13 protein-coding genes are annotated in these 18670 nt (G+C 38.0%); 3 read left to right on the forward strand and 10 right to left on the reverse strand.

Annotated features, from left to right (window positions below; translation table 11 throughout):
• Positions 1 to 19: 19 nt before the first annotated feature.
• The gene (gene thrS, locus SOLCA_RS09960) at positions 20 to 1945 is read right to left on the reverse strand and encodes a threonine--tRNA ligase (RefSeq protein WP_014680321.1); all 1926 of its coding nucleotides are present in this window, start codon (positions 1943 to 1945) and stop codon (positions 20 to 22) included.
• A gap of 258 nt (positions 1946 to 2203) precedes the next feature.
• Between thrS and SOLCA_RS22320 the strand changes: the two genes are divergently transcribed.
• On the forward strand, positions 2204 to 4168 hold the full coding sequence (locus SOLCA_RS22320) for an ATP-binding protein (RefSeq protein ID WP_014680322.1): 1965 nt from the start codon (positions 2204 to 2206) through the stop codon (positions 4166 to 4168).
• A gap of 30 nt (positions 4169 to 4198) precedes the next feature.
• On the opposite strand, the gene SOLCA_RS09970 is transcribed toward SOLCA_RS22320, so the two are convergent.
• The 4 genes from SOLCA_RS09970 to SOLCA_RS09985 form a co-directional block, all read right to left on the reverse strand.
• On the reverse strand, positions 4199 to 4600 hold the full coding sequence (locus SOLCA_RS09970) for a DoxX family protein (protein ID WP_042481076.1): 402 nt from the start codon (positions 4598 to 4600) through the stop codon (positions 4199 to 4201).
• Between the two features lie 49 nt (positions 4601 to 4649).
• Positions 4650 to 5369 (reverse strand): (Fe-S)-binding protein, encoded by a 720-nt coding sequence (locus SOLCA_RS09975; protein WP_014680324.1) that lies wholly within the window; start codon positions 5367 to 5369, stop codon positions 4650 to 4652.
• A gap of 14 nt (positions 5370 to 5383) precedes the next feature.
• A complete protein-coding gene (locus SOLCA_RS09980; RefSeq protein ID WP_014680325.1) occupies positions 5384 to 6700 on the reverse strand; it encodes an MFS transporter in 1317 nt (438 codons plus the stop codon).
• Between the two features lie 115 nt (positions 6701 to 6815).
• On the reverse strand, positions 6816 to 7529 hold the full coding sequence (locus SOLCA_RS09985) for a head GIN domain-containing protein (RefSeq protein ID WP_014680326.1): 714 nt from the start codon (positions 7527 to 7529) through the stop codon (positions 6816 to 6818).
• Positions 7530 to 7734: 205 nt separating this feature from the next.
• On the opposite strand from SOLCA_RS09985, the gene aspT reads away from it, so the two are divergent.
• Both aspT and aspD read left to right on the forward strand, forming a co-directional pair.
• Positions 7735 to 9450, forward strand: a complete 1716-nt coding sequence (gene aspT, locus SOLCA_RS09990; RefSeq protein WP_014680327.1) for an aspartate-alanine antiporter — start codon at positions 7735 to 7737, stop codon at positions 9448 to 9450.
• A gap of 24 nt (positions 9451 to 9474) precedes the next feature.
• Positions 9475 to 11118: an aspartate 4-decarboxylase gene (gene aspD, locus SOLCA_RS09995; RefSeq protein WP_014680328.1), complete on the forward strand. Its 1644-nt coding sequence runs from the start codon at positions 9475 to 9477 to the stop codon at positions 11116 to 11118.
• Between the two features lie 212 nt (positions 11119 to 11330).
• Here the strand turns inward: aspD and SOLCA_RS10000 are convergent, their stop codons facing one another.
• Genes SOLCA_RS10000 through SOLCA_RS10020 form a run of 5 tightly spaced genes read right to left on the reverse strand, consistent with a single transcriptional unit; the run spans position 11331 to position 18556 of the window.
• Positions 11331 to 12479, reverse strand: a complete 1149-nt coding sequence (locus tag SOLCA_RS10000; protein WP_014680329.1) for a VWA domain-containing protein — start codon at positions 12477 to 12479, stop codon at positions 11331 to 11333.
• A 1-nt stretch (position 12480) separates the two neighbouring features.
• On the reverse strand, positions 12481 to 14667 hold the full coding sequence (locus tag SOLCA_RS10005; protein WP_014680330.1) for a DUF5682 family protein: 2187 nt from the start codon (positions 14665 to 14667) through the stop codon (positions 12481 to 12483).
• Between the two features lie 5 nt (positions 14668 to 14672).
• Complete coding sequence (locus SOLCA_RS10010; protein ID WP_014680331.1) at positions 14673 to 15752, reverse strand: ATP-binding protein; 1080 nt, start codon at positions 15750 to 15752, stop codon at positions 14673 to 14675.
• 9 nt (positions 15753 to 15761) lie between these two features.
• Positions 15762 to 17249 carry a DUF5691 domain-containing protein gene (locus SOLCA_RS10015; protein WP_014680332.1) on the reverse strand — a complete coding sequence of 496 codons (1488 nt, stop codon included), beginning with the start codon at positions 17247 to 17249 and terminating at the stop codon, positions 15762 to 15764.
• Entirely contained in the window at positions 17249 to 18556 is a 1308-nt protein-coding gene (locus SOLCA_RS10020; protein WP_014680333.1) for an SWIM zinc finger family protein, read from the reverse strand. The genes SOLCA_RS10015 and SOLCA_RS10020 overlap by 1 nt, the downstream gene beginning before the upstream one ends.
• Between the last annotated feature and the right edge of the window lie 114 nt (positions 18557 to 18670).

Raw genomic sequence — 18670 nt, forward strand, 5'->3', positions numbered from 1 at the left:
ATAGGTTTAACCTCCTAAATTAAATTGCTGTTTCTGTTTTAATTATCTCAACAAACTGATCAAGTGTGAGTGAACCTAAGTCACCGGCACCGTGTTTACGCACTGAAACGGTATTTTCTTCTTGTTCTTTCTCTCCTACGATCAGCATAAAAGGGATTTTTTTAATCTCGGCATCTCTGATTTTCTTGCCAATCTTTTCATCCCTATTATCGATTAAGCCGCGAATATCGGAAATATTTAAGTTTTCTGAAAGTTTTTTTGCATAATCAGCGTATTTTTCACTGATCGGCAAAATGATATATTGTTCTGGCGTTAACCATAATGGGAAGTTTCCTGCGCAATGTTCAATCAATACGGCAACAAAACGCTCCATTGAGCCGAAAGGTGCACGGTGAATCATAACCGGACGGTGTTTTTGATTATCACTACCGGTATATTCCAATTGGAATCGTTCCGGCAAGTTATAATCTACCTGAATGGTTCCTAATTGCCATTTTCTGCCTAAAGCATCTTTCACCATGAAATCTAGTTTAGGTCCGTAAAACGCTGCTTCTCCTAACTCAACAACAGTTTTAAGTCCCTTTTCAGCAGCAGCTTCAATAATTGCAGCTTCTGCTTTTTGCCAGTTTTCATCAGAACCTATATATTTTTCTTTATTCTCTGGATCACGTAATGAAACCTGGGCAGTATAATCTTCAAACCCTAAAGCTTTGAAAACATACAGTACCAGATCGATTACCTTTTCAAACTCTTCTTTTACCTGATCTGGACGACAGAATAAGTGCGCATCATCCTGAGTAAAGCCGCGAACACGGGTTAATCCGTGAAGCTCTCCGCTTTGCTCATAACGGTAAACTGTTCCGAATTCAGCATAACGCACCGGAAGATCTTTGTAAGAACGAGGTTTCGACTTATAGATCTCACAGTGATGCGGACAGTTCATGGGCTTTAACAAGAACTCTTCGTCTTCGTTTGGCGTATGAATCGGCTGGAACGAATCTTTTCCATATTTTTCATAATGGCCGGAAGTTATGTACAAATCTTTATGAGCAATATGCGGAGTGATTACTTGTTCGTAACCAGCCTTCACTTGTTCCTTTGATAAAAACTGTACTAAACGCTCTCGTAAAGAAGTGCCTTTTGGCAACCATAATGGTAACCCGGCCCCTACTTTTTCCGAGAAAGTGAATAACTCAAGCTCCTTACCTAACTTACGGTGATCGCGTTTTTTAGCTTCTTCCAATAAAGTTAAATAATCTGTTAACTCACTAGCCTTAGGAAATGTAACTGCATATATACGAGTTAATTGTTTATTTTTCTCGTCACCTCTCCAGTAAGCGCCTGCAACACTCATCAATTTCGCAGCTTTAATAAATCCGGTATTCGGAATATGTGGACCACGACAAAGATCTGTGAAGTTACCCTGCTGATAGAAAGTAATACTGCCATCTTCAAGGCCATCAATCAGCTCCAGTTTATACTGATCTCCTTTTTCAGTAAAATACTTGATTGCGTCAGCTTTAGCAACATCAGAGCGTTTATATTCCTCTTTCGTTTTAGCCAGTTCGATCATTTTCTTCTCTACTTTATCAAAGTCGTCAGAAGAAAACTGGTGATCGCCGAAATCAATATCATAGTAAAAACCCGTTTCTATAGACGGACCTATACCTAATTTAATTCCTGGATACAAGGCTTCTAAAGCTTCGGCCATTAAGTGTGCCGATGAATGCCAAAAGGTAGATTTACCTCCCTGATCATTCCATGTTAATAATTTTACGGTTGAATCAGTGTTAATCGGACGAGATGCGTCCCAAATTTCACCATTAACCTCGGCAGCCAAAACATTGCGGGCCAATCCTTCACTAATGGATTGTGCTACCTGCAAGCTGGATGTGCCCTTTTCGTACTCACGGATTGAACCGTCGGGAAGTGTAATTTTAATCATTAATCTTTTCCTATTTACCTACAAACGTAATTTTGAAGAATCGCAAATTTAGCTTTTCAACACCAAAAGAAAAAGGTGAATATGAAGGTATTTACTTCTTTTTTTCGCCGTTTGCAGTAAATCATCCTTAACGCAACTTTCTTAAAATTGTATACATAAAAAAACTGGCAGTTTATTTGTGATGATAGCCTGAAAGTTACGCTCTTAACTGAATTTATGAAAAAAATCGTTATCGATACTCACTAATTACGCTTTGTTATGAGCCAACTAACTTTCCCTAATTTCAACACTGAATTCTCGTCAGTTTTGAAGCCTAAGTTATTGAGTAACTCACAAAAAGAGATTCTGGATCAGATTCCATTCGCCATTTTCTATATTAATTCCGTCGGTCATTGTTACTATGTAAACAGCCATTGTGAACGACTTACCGGTTATCCCAAGAGCATGCTCATCAATGAAGGATGGAAAACAAAGGTGCACATGGATGATCGTGAAACTGTACAGCGTACTATATCAGAAAGTGCAGAAAAAAAGACAAGTTACAGTCATACCTACAGAATCATTCAACCCAACGGAAGCACTAAATACATTCATGTTCAGATGTGTCCGATCATTGAGGAAGAGTCTAACATGCTTCATTTTCTTGGAACCGCCATCGATGTTACCGACCAGAAAACCAATGAAGAAAAATTCAGAAAAAACGATGCACAATTACAGGCCTTAATACGCTCATTAAATGATATTGTATTTGAAGTAAACGATAAACTGGAGTATGAAAATGTTTGGGTGAATGATGAATCCATTTTGTTTACTTCAAGAGAAGAAATATTACATAAAAAGATCAGCGAAGTAATCCCTAATGAGTTTAGTAGACGGATGGAATTATTCGCACAGCAGGTATTAGATACCGGAGAAACCATCAACTGTGAATATCCTGGTATACATAGTGGTGCTAACGTTTGGTATAATGCAAAGATCTCACGGATACAAGATGAAGATTTAAATACAAAACGACTGCTTATAACCATACAGGATATTACACTCCAAAAGAATTTTGAAAAAGAACTCATTCGTGCTAAAGAAGAAGCAGAACAAGGTGCTAAAGCCAAAGAAGAATTTCTTTCGGTTATAAGTCATGAAATAAGAACACCCATTAACTCGGTCATTGGAATTGCCCATTTATTATTAGATGAATATAAGGATCTGGCTCAACTTGAAAATCTGATGATCCTTAAATCTTCAGCCGAAAATCTTTTGGGACTTGTAAATGCCATCCTTGATTTTAACAAGATCGAAACAGGCAAAATTGAGTTAGAAAAAGTAAGCTTCAACCTAAGTGAACTTATTCAAAACTCTTGCAAACCCTTTGTGCTGAAATCACGGGAAAAGAATATTGCTTTTGAATGTGTTATCGATGAAAAAATTCCGGGAATAATTATTGGGGATCCAATTCGTTTAAACCAGATCATTAACAACCTGATTGGCAATGCAGTAAAATTCACACTGGAAGGATCTGTGACGCTCTCCGTTCAATTGATTTATGAATCGGAAAACGATGTTGAACTGTATTTTTCAATCAAAGACACTGGGATTGGCATAGCTGAAACTGATTTGGAACGAATATTTGAAAGTTTTACACAAGCAGAATCTTCAACAACCCGTAAATATGGTGGTTCTGGCCTTGGATTAGCCATAACTAAACGATTATTATTACTACATAACAGCACAATACAATTGAATAGCGAACTCGGAAAAGGCTCTGAATTTAGTTTCCAGATCAGGTTCTCTAAACTTTATTATGCGTTAACCGAGCACGAAGAAGAAAAAAGGAAAAAGAAAATATATAATTTATCAGGGATGAAAGTTTTATTAGTGGAAGACAATCAAATGAATGCATTGGTTGGCCGTAGGTTTTTAACAAAATGGAATATTGATGTGGATATGGCCGAAAATGGTTTGATTGCAGTTGATAAGTGCCGTGCCAATCAGTACGATATGATCATTATGGATTTGCAAATGCCTGAAATGGACGGCTACCAGGCAAGTATGGAAATAAGAAAGTTTAATTCAGAAATACCAATTATTGCATTTACGGCTGATGTGATGCCGCATATAACAGAAAGAATTGAAGAATGTGGTATGAACGATTACCTGGCTAAACCATTTATGCCGGATATTCTTTTTAGCAAGATTTCTAAATATTATAAAATAATGTGCCAATGAGCATTACACACTCATTAGCACTACTATTTATTATTTCATATTTGAATCTACCGAGTATTTTCCAGGACCAGTAAAAAACAGTCCGATGAAAGCAACCAGGTAAAGGAATGCCATTTCTTTATCTCCAAACGGATCATTACCATGGATGTAGAAAAATGCTATGCCCATTGTAACAATCAAAAATACAAGTGCAAAACGGCTGGCTAAACCTAAAATCAATAATGCAGCACAAAATAATTCTGCGAAAATTGCCAAGATCAATGAAGTTTGTGAACCAATTCCGAAGAGGCTCGGGAACTTATTTACCATTCCTGAATAACCATTTAGCTTTTGCAAACCATGTGTAATCATAGCCGCACCAAATCCAACTCTAACTAATAATAAAGCCAGGTCAAGTGCTAAAGGTTTAGCAGAGAATAAAGTTTTTTTCATAAATTGTTTTTGTTTTTTGGTTAGTGTTTTATTGTTTTTATGCGATTTATTACCATCCACTTGCCAACACATCTGCAATATGCATTGTTTGAATAGGGAGATTATTTTTTTCAATATATCCCTGTAAATGCATCAGGCAAGAAGTATCTGTTGATATAATATAATTTGCTCCGGTCGCCAAGGCATTGTTTACCTTTTGCTCTGCCATTGCTGAAGAAATAGACTCAAATTTAACGGCAAACGTACCACCAAATCCACAACAAACTTCCACATCATTCATTTCTACTAGCTCCAATCCTTCTACGTTTGCTAACAAAGTCCGGGGTTCCGTTTTTATTTTACATTCACGTAGTGCACCGCATGAATCATGGTAAACAGCTTTACCTTGAAGTTTGGCTCCCACATTTTCTTTCTTCAATACATTTACGATAAAGTCGGAAAGCTCGTGAATAGCATTCTGAACATTCCTGCATTTATTGTGTGATATTGCATTAGTAAACAGATCGTTATAATAACTCTTTACCATACCAACACATGATCCGGAAGGACCAACAATATAGTCGTGTGCTGAAAAATCGTCCAGAAATTTCTGACCAACTTCTTTGGCTTCATCCCAAAAACCTGAATTGAAAGCCGGTTGTCCACAACATGTTTGATTAGGATTGTATGAAACTTTACACCCTAATTTTTCTAATACTTTTATGGTATTAAAAGCCGTTTCCGGACTTATTTGATCGATAAAACAAGGAATAAATAATTCGACTTTCATGGAGAGTATTAATTTTAATTATTTGAATTCATTACACGCGAAAGCGCTTGCAATGATGGAATTTTAACTAAACGGACTAATAAAAGCAATCCAACTATAAATATCATGGTAATGAATAATATGGATCCTCTCATACTACCAGAAATTACCTCAATATAACCATACAAAAATGTGCCTATGACTAGTGATATTTTTTCTGTTACATCATAAAAACTGAAATAAGAGGCAGTGTCTTTAGTTGCAGGTAATAATTTGGAATAAGTCGACCGTGAAAGTGCCTGTATCCCTCCCATTACCAAACCAACGAAAAAAGCCAAAGCCATAAACTGAAGGGAGGTTTGAAGAAAGTATGCACATGTACCTATTCCGATCCAGATCATTACAGCAAGAATCAATGTTTGAATATTCCCAACCTTAGATGATAACCATGCAAAAATATAGGCTCCTCCAATGGCAACAAGCTGAATGATAAATATAGTGGCAATGAGTTGTGCGTCTTGCATATGAAGTTCTTTAGTTCCAAAAAGCGTGGCCACATACATAATGGTTTGTACACTCATATTATAAAAAAAGAATGCCAGTAAAAATCGCTGTAAGCGCGGTAACGACTTAAGTTCATTCCAAACTTTTAACAGCTCCTTATAGCCATTGAAAAAAACATGTTTTGTAACACTTTTATCAATGGTAGATTTAGGTAAACGGGCAAAGGTTATTTGGGCGAAACCGGCCCACCATAATCCAACCGATAAAAATGATAATCGGGCAGGCATATCATTGTTCTCGAGACCAAAAAGGCCAGGAAACTGGATCATTGCGAGATTAATTACTAGCAGAATTGTACTGCCAATATATCCGTATGAAAATCCTTTGGCCGAAACAGCATCTTGTTCTTGTAGTGGGGCAATCTCAGGTAAATAAGCATTATAAAAAACAATACTTCCAGCATAACCAATGCATGCAATGATACTGCAGATGATTCCTAACTCAAGGGTATTTTTATTGAAAAAGAATAAACCGATGCAAGCAAGTGAACCCATATAGCAGAAAAACTGCATAAATGTTTTCTTTCTTCCACTGTAATCAGCAATTCCTGATAGCAACGGACTGATCAATGCCACTACTAAAAAAGCAACAGAAATAGCATAGGAATAAAGAGCTGTGTTCACAAACTCCATCCCAAAGATATAAACCTTATCGCTTGTAGCACTCGATGTTACGGCATTATAATAAACAGGAAATATCGCCGAAGTAATCGTTAATGAATATACCGAATTAGCCCAGTCATACATTGCCCAGGCATTTACAACTTTCTTGTCAGATTTAATCAACATATGCTGGCTAAAAGTAATATTTTTTAAGTAAATCTACTTAGCCATTGAAAAAGCTTATAAACAAAAAATCCTTCCTGAGCTATCAGAAAGGATTTATATAAGTTATTAAATCAGCTTACTCCACTTTTTTTACTGATGAAGCTCCGCTTGAGTTTTCAACAACTTTGGCAGGAGCACCTTTGTAAGAAACCTTACTTGCACCACTTGCAGAAACATTAAGTTCCGACAATACATTTACTTCTGAATCAGCAGCTCCACTAACATCAACAACACATTTATTAGCAACCAGATCGAAAGCCTTAATTTTTCCGGCGCCTGAAATCTTGATGTTTAATTCAGCAGCTTGTCCACGCAATGCTATCTTTCCGGCACCACTGATTCTTGTACTTAATGTATTTACATTCATCATCAAATCTGATTCTGTTGCTCCAGAAGATTTCAATTCAAATGATGGCTGTTTAAACTCATTAGTGGTTTTAACATCTACAGCACCAGAAGCCTCAATTTTTGATAACTCGTTAACATGGATTCTTATCAGTACATTTTTTGTAGCACAAAGATTTTTTTCACTCTTTATTACCAGTCTATCACCATTTACGGTGGTTTTTACATAATCCTGTAAATTATCGTCTGTAATTATTTCTACTTTTTGAACAGAATCCTGAGTAAGTTCCAATTTAAAAGCTCCACTCATATCAAGCTCTTTAAAGTGAGTTAGCACACGCTCTTTGGTAACAACGTTGCCAGACCCTTTCACGCAGATCTTTTTACATGCGCTTAAACCTAAAATAGCTAAAAAAAGTATCGCAAAGGTAATTTTTGGTTTCATAAAATGTTAGTTCTTATTTATTGTATGTTTTGACGTAGTTGCTTAACTAAAGGTTACAGTTATGTTCAAATATAATATCCTTAAAGAAAGTTTCCACGAATAATAATTTAATACCACTCTATGCTTACTAATTATAATTCATTAATTTAGAGAGAAACCCTTATAAAACACACAATTAATCTTAGAAAAACAATACGCTCTCTTTATGACATGGTTTGTTACTACGCTGCAGCAATACCCCGAACTTTCGGTATTCCTTGCGCTCGCCCTCGGCTTTTTTATTGGAAACATTAAAATCGGCAGTTTTAGTTTGGGCTCCGTTACAGGGGTACTGTTGATGGGAGTTTTAATCGGACAATTAAAGATTGATGTTTCTCCTACTGTAAAATCTGTTTTTTTTCTCATGTTCTTATTTGCAGTTGGCTACAGTGTTGGCCCTCAATTTTTCAGGGGATTAAAAAAAGATGGTTTACCGCAAGTCTATTTTGCAGTCATTATTTGTATCCTGTGTTTACTTGTTCCTTATGCTATTGCTAAATTTTTGAATTACGATGTTGGAACTGCCTCCGGCTTCCTTGCAGGAGCAAATACAATTTCGGCAGTAATTGGTGTCGCTTCCGATTCAATAAATCAGTTAAATATATCTGCTGCTGAAAAAGCAGCGTTAACTAATAAAATTCCCATTGCATATGCTGTTACGTACATTTTCGGAACAGCCGGAACAGCTTGGTTTTTGGCCTCTGTTGGACCAAAATTATTGGGAGGAACTGAAAAAGTGATTCAGGAATGTAAAGAACTGGAAGCAAAGTTAGGACAATCAGTTTCTGACAATGATCCCAGCCTGCGTTCTGCTTTAAACAGAGTAATTTTTAGGGCATTCACAGTAGAAAATGAATGGTTCAAAAACAGCAAAACCGTAAATGAAACAGAAGAGTACCTGGAAAGTTTTGGGAATAGGGTATTCATTGAACGTATTAAATCAAACGGTAAGATCATTGACGCTACTCCTGATCTTAAAATCTCATTTGGAGATTCAATTGTTGCAGGTGGTCAGCGTTCTTTTTTCCTTACCGATCAGGATCATGTTGGAAAAGAAATAAATGATCCTGAGTTACTAAATTTCACCATTGAAACAGTAAGTGTATTAATTACAAATAAAGAGGTTATTGGTAAAACATTAGCTGAAATCATCAAAAACGACGAGCTTATCAGTAAAAACTTCCATGGTATTGGTGTTAATCGAGTTACACGTGCGGGTGTTGAAATGCCATTAAGTGGCGGGTTAAAAATTGAACGTGGAGATCAGATTGATATTACAGGGCTCAAACATGAAGTGGACAGATCAGCAAATTTCCTCGGTTATGCCGATCGTCCCACTACTTCAACCGACATAATGTTTGTTGGTGTTGGAGTTTTGCTTGGTGGATTATTCGGTGCTTTGACTGTCCATATTGGTCATGTGCCCTTCAGTTTAAGTACAAGTGGTGGTGCTTTAATTGCCGGATTAATATTCGGTTGGCTACGATCACAGCACCCAACATTCGGTCGCATCCCCGCTCCTGCATTATGGATCATGAATAATCTGGGTTTAAATACTTTCATTGCAGTTGTAGGTATAAGCGCCGGACCAGGCTTTGTTGAAGGATTTAAGGAGTTAGGATTAAGCCTGTTTATTGCCGGGATTTTCGCTAGTCTAATTCCTATGTTTCTGGGGTTGCTCATTGGTCGCTATATCTTCAAATTTCATCCGGCCATTAACTTGGGTGGCTGTGCGGGAGCCAGAACCACCACTGCGGCATTAGGCGCTATTCAGGATGCTGTTAAAAGCAATACCCCTTCCCTTTCCTATACAGTAACCTATGCAGTCGGAAATACTTTATTGATTATCTGGGGTGTGGTAATTGTACTATTGTTTTCATAAAATCGCTAACTAATAAATCTAAATATGAGCTCTAAAATTGAAAAAATTAAGACATCGAGGGCTAAGCAAGAAGTTCTTCAACAACTTAGTCCTTTTGAGTTAAAAGACAACCTGATCGCCTTAGCAAGCGCAAAAGATAAAAAAGAAACCGATGTAATGCTGAATGCCGGGCGCGGAAACCCAAATTGGATAGCGACCACTCCGCGCGAAGCTTTTTTTGCATTAGGGCAGTTTGGCTTAGCAGAATGCCGAAGAGCAATGGACTTTCCGGGATTAGCAGGTATTCCGGAACTTAAAGGGATTGCTAAACGATTGGAAGAATTCATCAAAAACAATAAAAATACCCAAGGCATTGGGCTATTGGAGGCAACTTACCAGTATGGATTAAAGAATCACCAATTTGATCCTGATTCATGGGTACATGAAATGGCTGGATCAATCATTGGTGATCAATACCCTGTTCCTGATCGTATGCTTGATCATTTTGAGCCAATTGTTCATGATTATATCGTACAAGAAATGTGCGACAATAAGCCACCAAAAGGCAAATACGACATATTTGCAGTAGAAGGCGGAACAGCGGCCATGTGCTATATCTTTGATTCATTGCAAAATAATGGCTTATTGAATAAGGGAGATACGATTGCCCTAATGGTTCCAGCATTTACACCATACCTTGAAATTCCGGAGTTAGAACGTTTCAGTTTTAATGTGATTAAAATTGAAGCCGATGAAATGAGTGCTGATAATAGGCACACCTGGCAATATTCAAATGAACAAATTGAGAAGCTGTCTGATCGTTCTATAAAAGCTTTATTCGTCACCAATCCAAGTAACCCTCCGTCTGTTGCTATTAGTCAGGATAGCATAAAACGCTTGATTAAGATCGTCAAAAACATGAATCCAAATCTGATGATCATTACTGATGATGTATACGGAACATTTGTTCCCGGGTTCCGGTCTTTAATGGCTGAATTACCGGAAAATACAATTGGCGTTTATTCATTTTCCAAATATTTTGGCTGTACGGGTTGGCGTTTAGGCGTTGTGGTAATCCATGAAAATAATGTATTTGATAAAATGCTTTCAGCATTACCTCAAAAGCGTATGGATGAGCTAAACAGACGTTATTCGACACTTACCCTACATCCCGAAAGAATTAAATTTATTGACCGGATGGTGGCTGATAGTCGCTTGGTGGCATTAAATCATACAGCAGGTTTATCACTGCCGCAACAAACGCAAATGATGCTTTTTTCGGCGTCCTGCTTACTCGACAAAGAAAATAAATACAAACAACTAACCAGGGATATTGTCCTGAAACGTCTGAACTTACTATGGGATAACCTAGGTATTCCATTATTTAAAAACCCAGATCGTGCAGGCTATTACTCTGAAATCGATTTATTAGGCTGGGCACAGATGAAATACGGAGATGGTTTAGGCGATTATCTTCAAAAGAACTTTGAGCCTACCGATATCTTATTCCGTTTAGCCGAAAAATCTTCAATTGTATTGTTAAATGGCGGTGGATTTGACGGACCAGAATGGTCGATCAGGGTTTCGCTTGCCAATTTAAATGACGATGATTATGTAAAAATTGGAAAAAGCTTAGCCGAAATTTTTGATACTTATGCTGAAGCCTGGAAAGCTGAAAAGAAAAAATAATTTAATAACCAAAAGGCCAGTGTAGAGTACTGGCCTTTTACGGTAAAAACAAAAAAGACCAATCTGTTGGTCGATTGGTCCTTCTTAAAACTAAAATAATGATCTGTAGAAAAGCTACAAGTGTTATGTTTTATTGATTCAAAAGTATCGAACCCGAAAATTAATCACTAATCGCAAAAGACATTATTTTGTTCAGTTTGTATCAAATTACATCAATCATTTTTAATTCCGGCAGTTCTGATATCATGGGAAGAAGCCCATAATCCAATATCCTGTTTACTTAATGCCGCAGCCATCAGATCTGGAAACAAGTTAGGAGTGCATGCAAAAACGGGAATTCCTAATGAGGCGAAATACGCAGCATTTCTGCTGCAATACGACGGAGCACCGTCATCATTCAAGGCTAATAAAGTAATCACCTGAACTCCGCTACTAACAAGATTTAAAGCTGTTTTCCTCATTTCTGCTTCATCTCCTCCTTCATACAGGTCGGTAATTAATACACAAACCGTATCCAAAGGCCTCGTAATAATTTGCTGGCAATATGTTAAAGCTTTATTAATATCGGTCCCACCACCCAACTGCACACCAAAGAGCAGATCGACCGGGTCTTGCAGCTCTTCGGTAAGGTCTGCAACAGCAGTATCAAATACAACCATTTGGGTTCGAATAGCTGGAATTGACGCCATCACCGCACCAAAAATCCCTGAATAAACTACTGAAGTTCCCATTGATCCGCTTTGATCAAGGCAAAGAACAATGTCTTTCATTGCCTTTCTCTTTTTTCCATACCCAATCCTTACTTCAGGAATGATCGTTTTATATTCTTCCTGATAGTGTTTCAGGTTCTTTCTTATGGTTGTATTCCAGTCGATTTCATTATGACGTGGGCGGCGGTTCTTTCTTGCCTTGTTCAAACTACCCGAAACTGCCTGTTGCATTGGAGATGCTAATTTTTGCATCAATTCATCCACAACCTTCTTTACTACCTGCCGGGCAGTATCTTTAGTCTTTTCCGGAATTACTCTTCCCAATGTCATTAGGTTAGCCACCAGGTGAACATCCGGAACCACAGCTTCAAGCATTTCAGGTTCTGTAAGCATTGATGTCAGGTTAAGTCGCTTTAACGCATCTTGCTGCATCACTTTCACCACTGTATTGGGAAAATAGGTTCTGATATCACCCAACCACCTTGTTACATTAGGCGATGAGCTTCCTAATCCTCCTTTGCGATCTCCGTTATACAAAGCTTCAAGTGTTTTATCAATACTAACCTCTCTCAATGAAAGCTCTACAGGCAACTCATCTTTCGTTTCATTCCCTAAAATCAATCGCCATCGTTTTAAACTTTGTTCACTCATACTAATTAATACCCATTAATTGATTTAAAACAGGAACTATCTTTATAGCTCTTTCGGTATCGAAATCTCGGTTAATTACAGGTGTTACATGACCTGAAATGCCCGATTTTGCCTTTATGGCAATTTTTTGTTTTTCAGGAGATGTATATGTTGCAAATGTCCGCCTTAGTAAAGGAATCAATTGCTGAAAAATTTCTTCGTCCAAATCTCCAACCCAATTATTTATAATACCCCAAATGACATCATCCAATAACAATGTAGTTACATTTCCACTTAAAAAGCCCTGCAGCCACATCGCCGAATAAGCAGGATCATTCGCTATCGATAAGGCCTTATTAAACTCAGCAGCTATTATTTGGCTGTCTGTCGCTTTCCAATCAAATAACAACTTACAACTTAGGCCGTGCAATAAAGCAATTGAGTTGTTGCTATTAATAATTCTGAACAATGTTTGTATCCATTCCGCCTGCAGCTCATCCTCCAACAACATCATGGATTGATTCATTTCGTTAATGAGCATATCAAATTGTTCAGCCGTATCTTCATCAATTCCCGAACAAGCAGAAGGAAGCCCTATGCAAATTCTGCTAAAAAGCGTATCTGTTATTAACTGAATGATATCCAGATCTGTTTTTCGAACATTCCCATAACGTTTAATCTTTACCAACGGAATAAAAGCCTTTATTAATGAATGAACATCAGTTGTGTTAGCCGCCAGTAAATCCATTCGATTCATTACGCTGAAAATACCTTCGTGAAGGTCTGCCGGTATCGCAAGTTCCAATAATAGTGCTACATCCGAAAGCTCATTAGTTTCAGAGGCTTTGTAAGAAAGATAGTTATTGGCAGCCAGTTCAAGCGTATTTCCCCAAACTGCTTTTTCCAATAGTTGTATGGTATACTCAGGTTCCCATTTAATCACCCATTCCTCTTTAAAAGTTCCTTTCCCTGAGGCATACCCTTGTCTTCCCCATTTTACGCCAATAACATTTAAACGATGAAGCAGAATACTTTTAGCCAGATCGTTTTCCTCGCGAAGGTCAAATGTAATCGACTTACTCTCATTGAGTTGTTTTAAACGAAGTTTTCGGATAGCAATTTCAAGGTCTTTTTGTAATGGAACCTGAGGAACATCTTCAGGAACTTCTCCCATTTCCAGCCCGACAATAAGTTGATCCCACACCAATCGCATCAGCACTTCTTCTCCGTTGCACATCACTGATTGAACAGCTTCATTCATCTCTTTTAAACCGGGCCGATGCAAGTTTCTCATCGCAGCCAGTGACTGAGCCAGTCGGACCGACTCAATTACATGAGCAGAAGATACATCCATGCGGTTATTTCTGAATAAACGGGCTACATGAGTTAACCATATCACTCCGTTATCGTCGGGATTAACCCAAAGGTGCTGGTACCAGCCTGGTGAATTTACCCCAGCTCCGTAACCACTCTCAAATGACAAACGATCATTCGTCCAGGGAATCCATGTCGTATCTACTTTAACTTTATTTAAGTTCTTTAATAACTGGTCGTCCTCTTTCTGTGCAGGCATTGTTTGCAATGCAGGAACATGCCATGCACCACAAATAACCACTATACGGGAAAAACCTTCTTTTTGAGCTAAACGAATGTTTTTTCGCATAAAGGCTTCACGAATCATTTCCTTTTCACTTTTATCCGGAAAAGTTTCGCGCAACGAATGCATTAAATGTGATATAGCTTCAAAAGCCTGAAGTGGCTGATGATTAATTTCAAACTGATGTTCCCACCATTCTTCAGCATCTTCAAATCCAGCAATTTCAGCCAAATGCGCAATTGGCTGTTTACCAATGTTAGTCGAATCCGAATTTTCTTCTGCTTCTTTTTCAAAAGCCAGTTTATTTACCAATGGCATATCAATAAACCTGACCGGAATATTATTATAGATTCCATAATAGATGGCTTGCCACTCTGGAGAATAAACTGCAAAGGGATAGAAAACAGCATTTTGCGGATTATCAGGAACATAGCCCAATAAAGCAACCGGCGGTTTCATTTCCTTTCTGATCACCCATTGCAACATTTCCTCTCCTTCGGGAGGACCTTCTACCAGGATAATATCAGGTTTTATCTGTTCAATAGATTCTTTAACATGCCTCGCCGAACCTGGTCCGTGATGGCGTATTCCTAAGAAATGTAAATCAGGCATTCTTGTTAAACATGATCCCTACATGCGCGATAAATGTCTTTCCATCCATCACGTTGCTTCACCACTGTTTCAAGATATTCCTGCCAAACAATTTTATCCTGAACAGGATCTTTAATAACCGCACCAATTACCCCCGAAGCAATATCATCTGCTTTTAAACTTCCGTCACCGAAATGATAAGCAAGTGACAATCCACTATTCATTACAGAAATTGCCTCAGCCGTACTTAGTGTACCTGAAGGGGATTTAAGTTTGGCCTTTCCATCTATGGAAACCCCTGCTCTAAGCTCACGAAAGATGGTTACAATACGTTGTATTTCTTCCAGAATTGGTCTTTCAATAGGAAGTTCCATCGCTTTACTAAAGCCCGAAACACGCTGTTGCACAATTGCAATTTCTTCGTCCATTGAAGAAGGAACCGGAAGAATAACGGTATTAAAACGGCGTTTTAATGCACTTGATAACTCATTAACACCTTTATCCCTGTTATTAGCTGTTGCGATCAGGTTAAAGCCTTTTACAGCCTGTACTTCCGTATTTAACTCAGGTATGGGCAATGTTTTTTCTGAAAGAATGGTAATTAACGTATCCTGCACATCGGAGCTGATACGGGTCAACTCCTCTACCCTCACGATTTTACCATCTTTCATTGCCCTCATAACAGGTGTTTCGACAATTGCATCGATTACCGGACCGGCAGAAAGTAACCGCGCATAATTCCACCCATACCGAACAGCCTCTTCTCCTGTACCTGCTGTTCCTTGTACAACCATTGTTGAATCGCCCGCAATTGCTGCAGCAATATGCTCCGATACCCATGATTTCGCTGTACCAGGCAAGCCATATAACAACAGGGCCCTGTCGGTAGTCAGTGTAGCTACCGCGATTTCCATCAGTCGGCGACTTCCTATATACTTTGGTGTGATTTCAAATCCGTTACTCAACTTACCGCCTACCAAGTACGTTACAACAGCCTGAGGTGATAGTTGCCAGTTTTGAGGTTTAACGTTTTTATCTTGTTTTATAAGTTCTTCTAATTCTGATGCAAACTGCTCTTCAGCGTGCTGACGAAGTATTGATGACATAAATAGTTGTTAATTATTACTTAAATAATCTTTTATTTTCTCTCTGATTTCAATGATACGAAGCATTGCTGCCGACTGGGTTGAAAGGTATCTGTCATGTGCCTGTTCATTTCCAGTATTGTAATATCGTTCCAATGTACCACAAACCGACTGAGGTAAATGCATTGCAAGCAAAGCATAACCATTCTGATAAACAGTGTAAGGTTCTTTTTTTAGCTTTAAAAGAAGTTTTTCTGCGAATGCAGCTGGTATCAGTTCGTTTTCATCTAAATCACATACCAACTGGATAACATAGCTTAATTCGTTTTCAAGCAGCTGCTCCAGGTATTTATAACGATCAGTTACATTCATCAAATGAATTAAGCTTTTTCCGTCTACCTCTTTTTGATCAATTAACTTATCGAGCCAGCTGGTATATCGATAAGTATTTACAGCTTGAATCAATGACGGAGTGAAAAGCTTTTTTTGTGGATGATCCAAAAATAGCTCTAATGCTTCTCCGACAGTTGTACCCAACAAACTGGCAAGATCTTCCGGATGAACATATTGAATCAACTCGGAAACCCAAAAATCACTATCATCAACTCCTTTCTGGGAGCTGATCTTTCCGATTCCTGACTCAAATAATTCCTTATCAGGAGTAAATTCTTTACTAATCACCAACGATTTCTTTTTAACAATGATAAAAGCACGTTGTTCCTGTACAGACAAAACCTTTTTAAGAAATTCGATATAAGAAAGGTTAAGAGCAGAACCTCTTAACGATCTTAATAAATTGTAAACCGTTTGTTTAATCACTTTACTTCGGTCAGCAATAAACCCTGTCAGAAAAGACTCATCGTCTAGGCTTAAACCAATGGCAAATATTTCAAGGAACTCCTGACGATTGGAAGCAGTTTCTTCTGCAATTGTTTTTTCCAGTAATGGAATTACAGCTCGAAGATCTTGTTCACGAAGTTGTTTAAGGTAACTTTTACGCTGCACAAAGCTCCCTGTTTCCCATATATCAGTACCCTGAGGATTGAATAATTGGCTCCATGATTCACTCAATCCGGTTAGCCATTTACCTGTTTCGCCACAAACTTCAACTAAACTTAGAGCGCTTTCTTTATTTTTATTGACAAATGCTTTATCAAGCAGTTCCGGTACAAATTCTGGAGTTACCACCTTTCCTTGCTCCCAGCATAAATTGATAAAATAGCTAAATAAAAGCTCTTCCTTGGTTTGTAGTAATTGATTAAGTAATGAGGTTGCCTTTATTGAAATATATTCTTTCGTTTCACAAGGGCAAACTGTACCTACATCTGTTACCTTAACCGGATCGGTTCCTAACTCATCAAACAGTAGGGCACCGACAGCTAACTTTAGAAAATAATCCTCTTTATCTTCTTTTGTCGCTTGCAGGGAACTATCCCATTCCGTCAATGCAGAGGGAGCATTGGGAATATACTTATCAGTCCCTAAAAGAGCCGACTTAATTATATCTTCTGAATGCATTACACTATTGAGTAAAAGTTAGCTTTTGTCCACATGGACAGGATCGTTAATTTCTCGTTTTCATAAACAGCAAATGCCGAAAATGGCAATCCTTGGCTAATTGCTAAGGCTTTCCAACAAGTGTTTTCCGTATTATTCAACAAGTATGATAAATTATCAGCATCCATTAGCAACCATTTTTTATTTGTCAGGTTAATCTTAACATTGGACAAAAGACACGGAACTTTTTCAGCAAAAGGTAATACCGATAACGTTTGGGCAACCAGCTCAGTTATCGACTTAAAACTTCCAAAACCTGTTAATGAAGTAAAAGGTGCAATAGCTGTTTGATCCTTTATAATGGCCCTAAGTGGCAATACAGAAGGATAAAAAGCTAACTCCGCATTTACAATAGCACCGGAATAAAGGGTATGCTGGGCAGTTTGTCCACCTCCATAAAAATTAAGCAGCAAAGCAAAACACGCTGATTCTTGTCCATACATCCAGATTCTTTCTGTGGTTACCTTATCATCCTCTTCTGTTGTAATGGATAATACCACCCAGTTATCGTTAACCGAATTACCTGCCAACACCTCTTCCTTGGAGGTTGTCCACCCTGTAAGCGATCTGACATCCTGCGCTAATAATGGAGGCAAATTATCAAGTTGCCTATACCCTTCTGTTAAAAGATAGATTTTGCTTAGTTTTTTAAGAAATACTTTTTCCCATCCTTCATGATAGAAATCAACTGACGACAGCCCTTTTGCCATGGTGGCTAAACCGGATGCTTGTGCATCAACCATACGTGCAGCAATGGTAGTTGTTAAATTGTAAGCTTGTTGAGGTACATTCACAATTCCGGTACGCACAGTGTCTTTAAGCCAAGTTCTCAGTTCTTCAATACCGTTCTTTACCTTTTTTTCTCTTGCTTCAACACGTTTCTTCTGAGCAGCTTCATCTACCGGTTTTTCTTCTTTTTCTTTCTTAACCTCGGCCTTTACTTCACGTTTACCTATCCATTCTTCAACCAGTTCTGCTAACGTAGTTTCTACTTGAAAATCGCCGGGATTCTTCGCATATAAAAGGCCAAGTGCAATACCATGCTTACAAGGAAATTTACGGCTTGGGCACGAACATTTAAAAGCCAGGTTAGCCCGATCGATCATGGTCTTATAAGGTTCTTTCCCACTACCCTGACAATATCCCCATATGGCTTTTTCATGTACATGACGTTTCACCCATTTAGCTACTGTGGCTAGTTGTTGTCCGGCTTTTAAAGATGATGTATCAGGAGCTAATTGTATAACTTGTTCTTCAGTAATATTCACATTGCAAACTAATAAAATACACCTTCATTCACTACTCCAATTGTTCTAAAAAAGATCAATTTATACTTAAATAAAGGCATTTCAGCTTATTATTCTAACAATCAAAAGATTACT

The organism is Solitalea canadensis DSM 3403, from assembly GCF_000242635.2.
Taxonomy (GTDB): Bacteria; Bacteroidota; Bacteroidia; order Sphingobacteriales; family Sphingobacteriaceae; genus Solitalea; species Solitalea canadensis.

Coding starts and splice junctions, on each gene's coding strand:
- thrS (WP_014680321.1), bottom strand. CDS start 1,945: ATGATTAAAATTACACTTCCCGACGGTTCAATCCGTGAGTACGAAAAG.
- SOLCA_RS22320 (WP_014680322.1), top strand. CDS start 2,204: ATGAGCCAACTAACTTTCCCTAATTTCAACACTGAATTCTCGTCAGTT.
- SOLCA_RS09970 (WP_042481076.1), bottom strand. CDS start 4,600: ATGAAAAAAACTTTATTCTCTGCTAAACCTTTAGCACTTGACCTGGCT.
- SOLCA_RS09975 (WP_014680324.1), bottom strand. CDS start 5,369: ATGAAAGTCGAATTATTTATTCCTTGTTTTATCGATCAAATAAGTCCG.
- SOLCA_RS09980 (WP_014680325.1), bottom strand. CDS start 6,700: ATGTTGATTAAATCTGACAAGAAAGTTGTAAATGCCTGGGCAATGTAT.
- SOLCA_RS09985 (WP_014680326.1), bottom strand. CDS start 7,529: ATGAAACCAAAAATTACCTTTGCGATACTTTTTTTAGCTATTTTAGGT.
- aspT (WP_014680327.1), top strand. CDS start 7,735: ATGACATGGTTTGTTACTACGCTGCAGCAATACCCCGAACTTTCGGTA.
- aspD (WP_014680328.1), top strand. CDS start 9,475: ATGAGCTCTAAAATTGAAAAAATTAAGACATCGAGGGCTAAGCAAGAA.
- SOLCA_RS10000 (WP_014680329.1), bottom strand. CDS start 12,479: ATGAGTGAACAAAGTTTAAAACGATGGCGATTGATTTTAGGGAATGAA.
- SOLCA_RS10005 (WP_014680330.1), bottom strand. CDS start 14,667: ATGCCTGATTTACATTTCTTAGGAATACGCCATCACGGACCAGGTTCG.
- SOLCA_RS10010 (WP_014680331.1), bottom strand. CDS start 15,752: ATGTCATCAATACTTCGTCAGCACGCTGAAGAGCAGTTTGCATCAGAA.
- SOLCA_RS10015 (WP_014680332.1), bottom strand. CDS start 17,249: ATGCATTCAGAAGATATAATTAAGTCGGCTCTTTTAGGGACTGATAAG.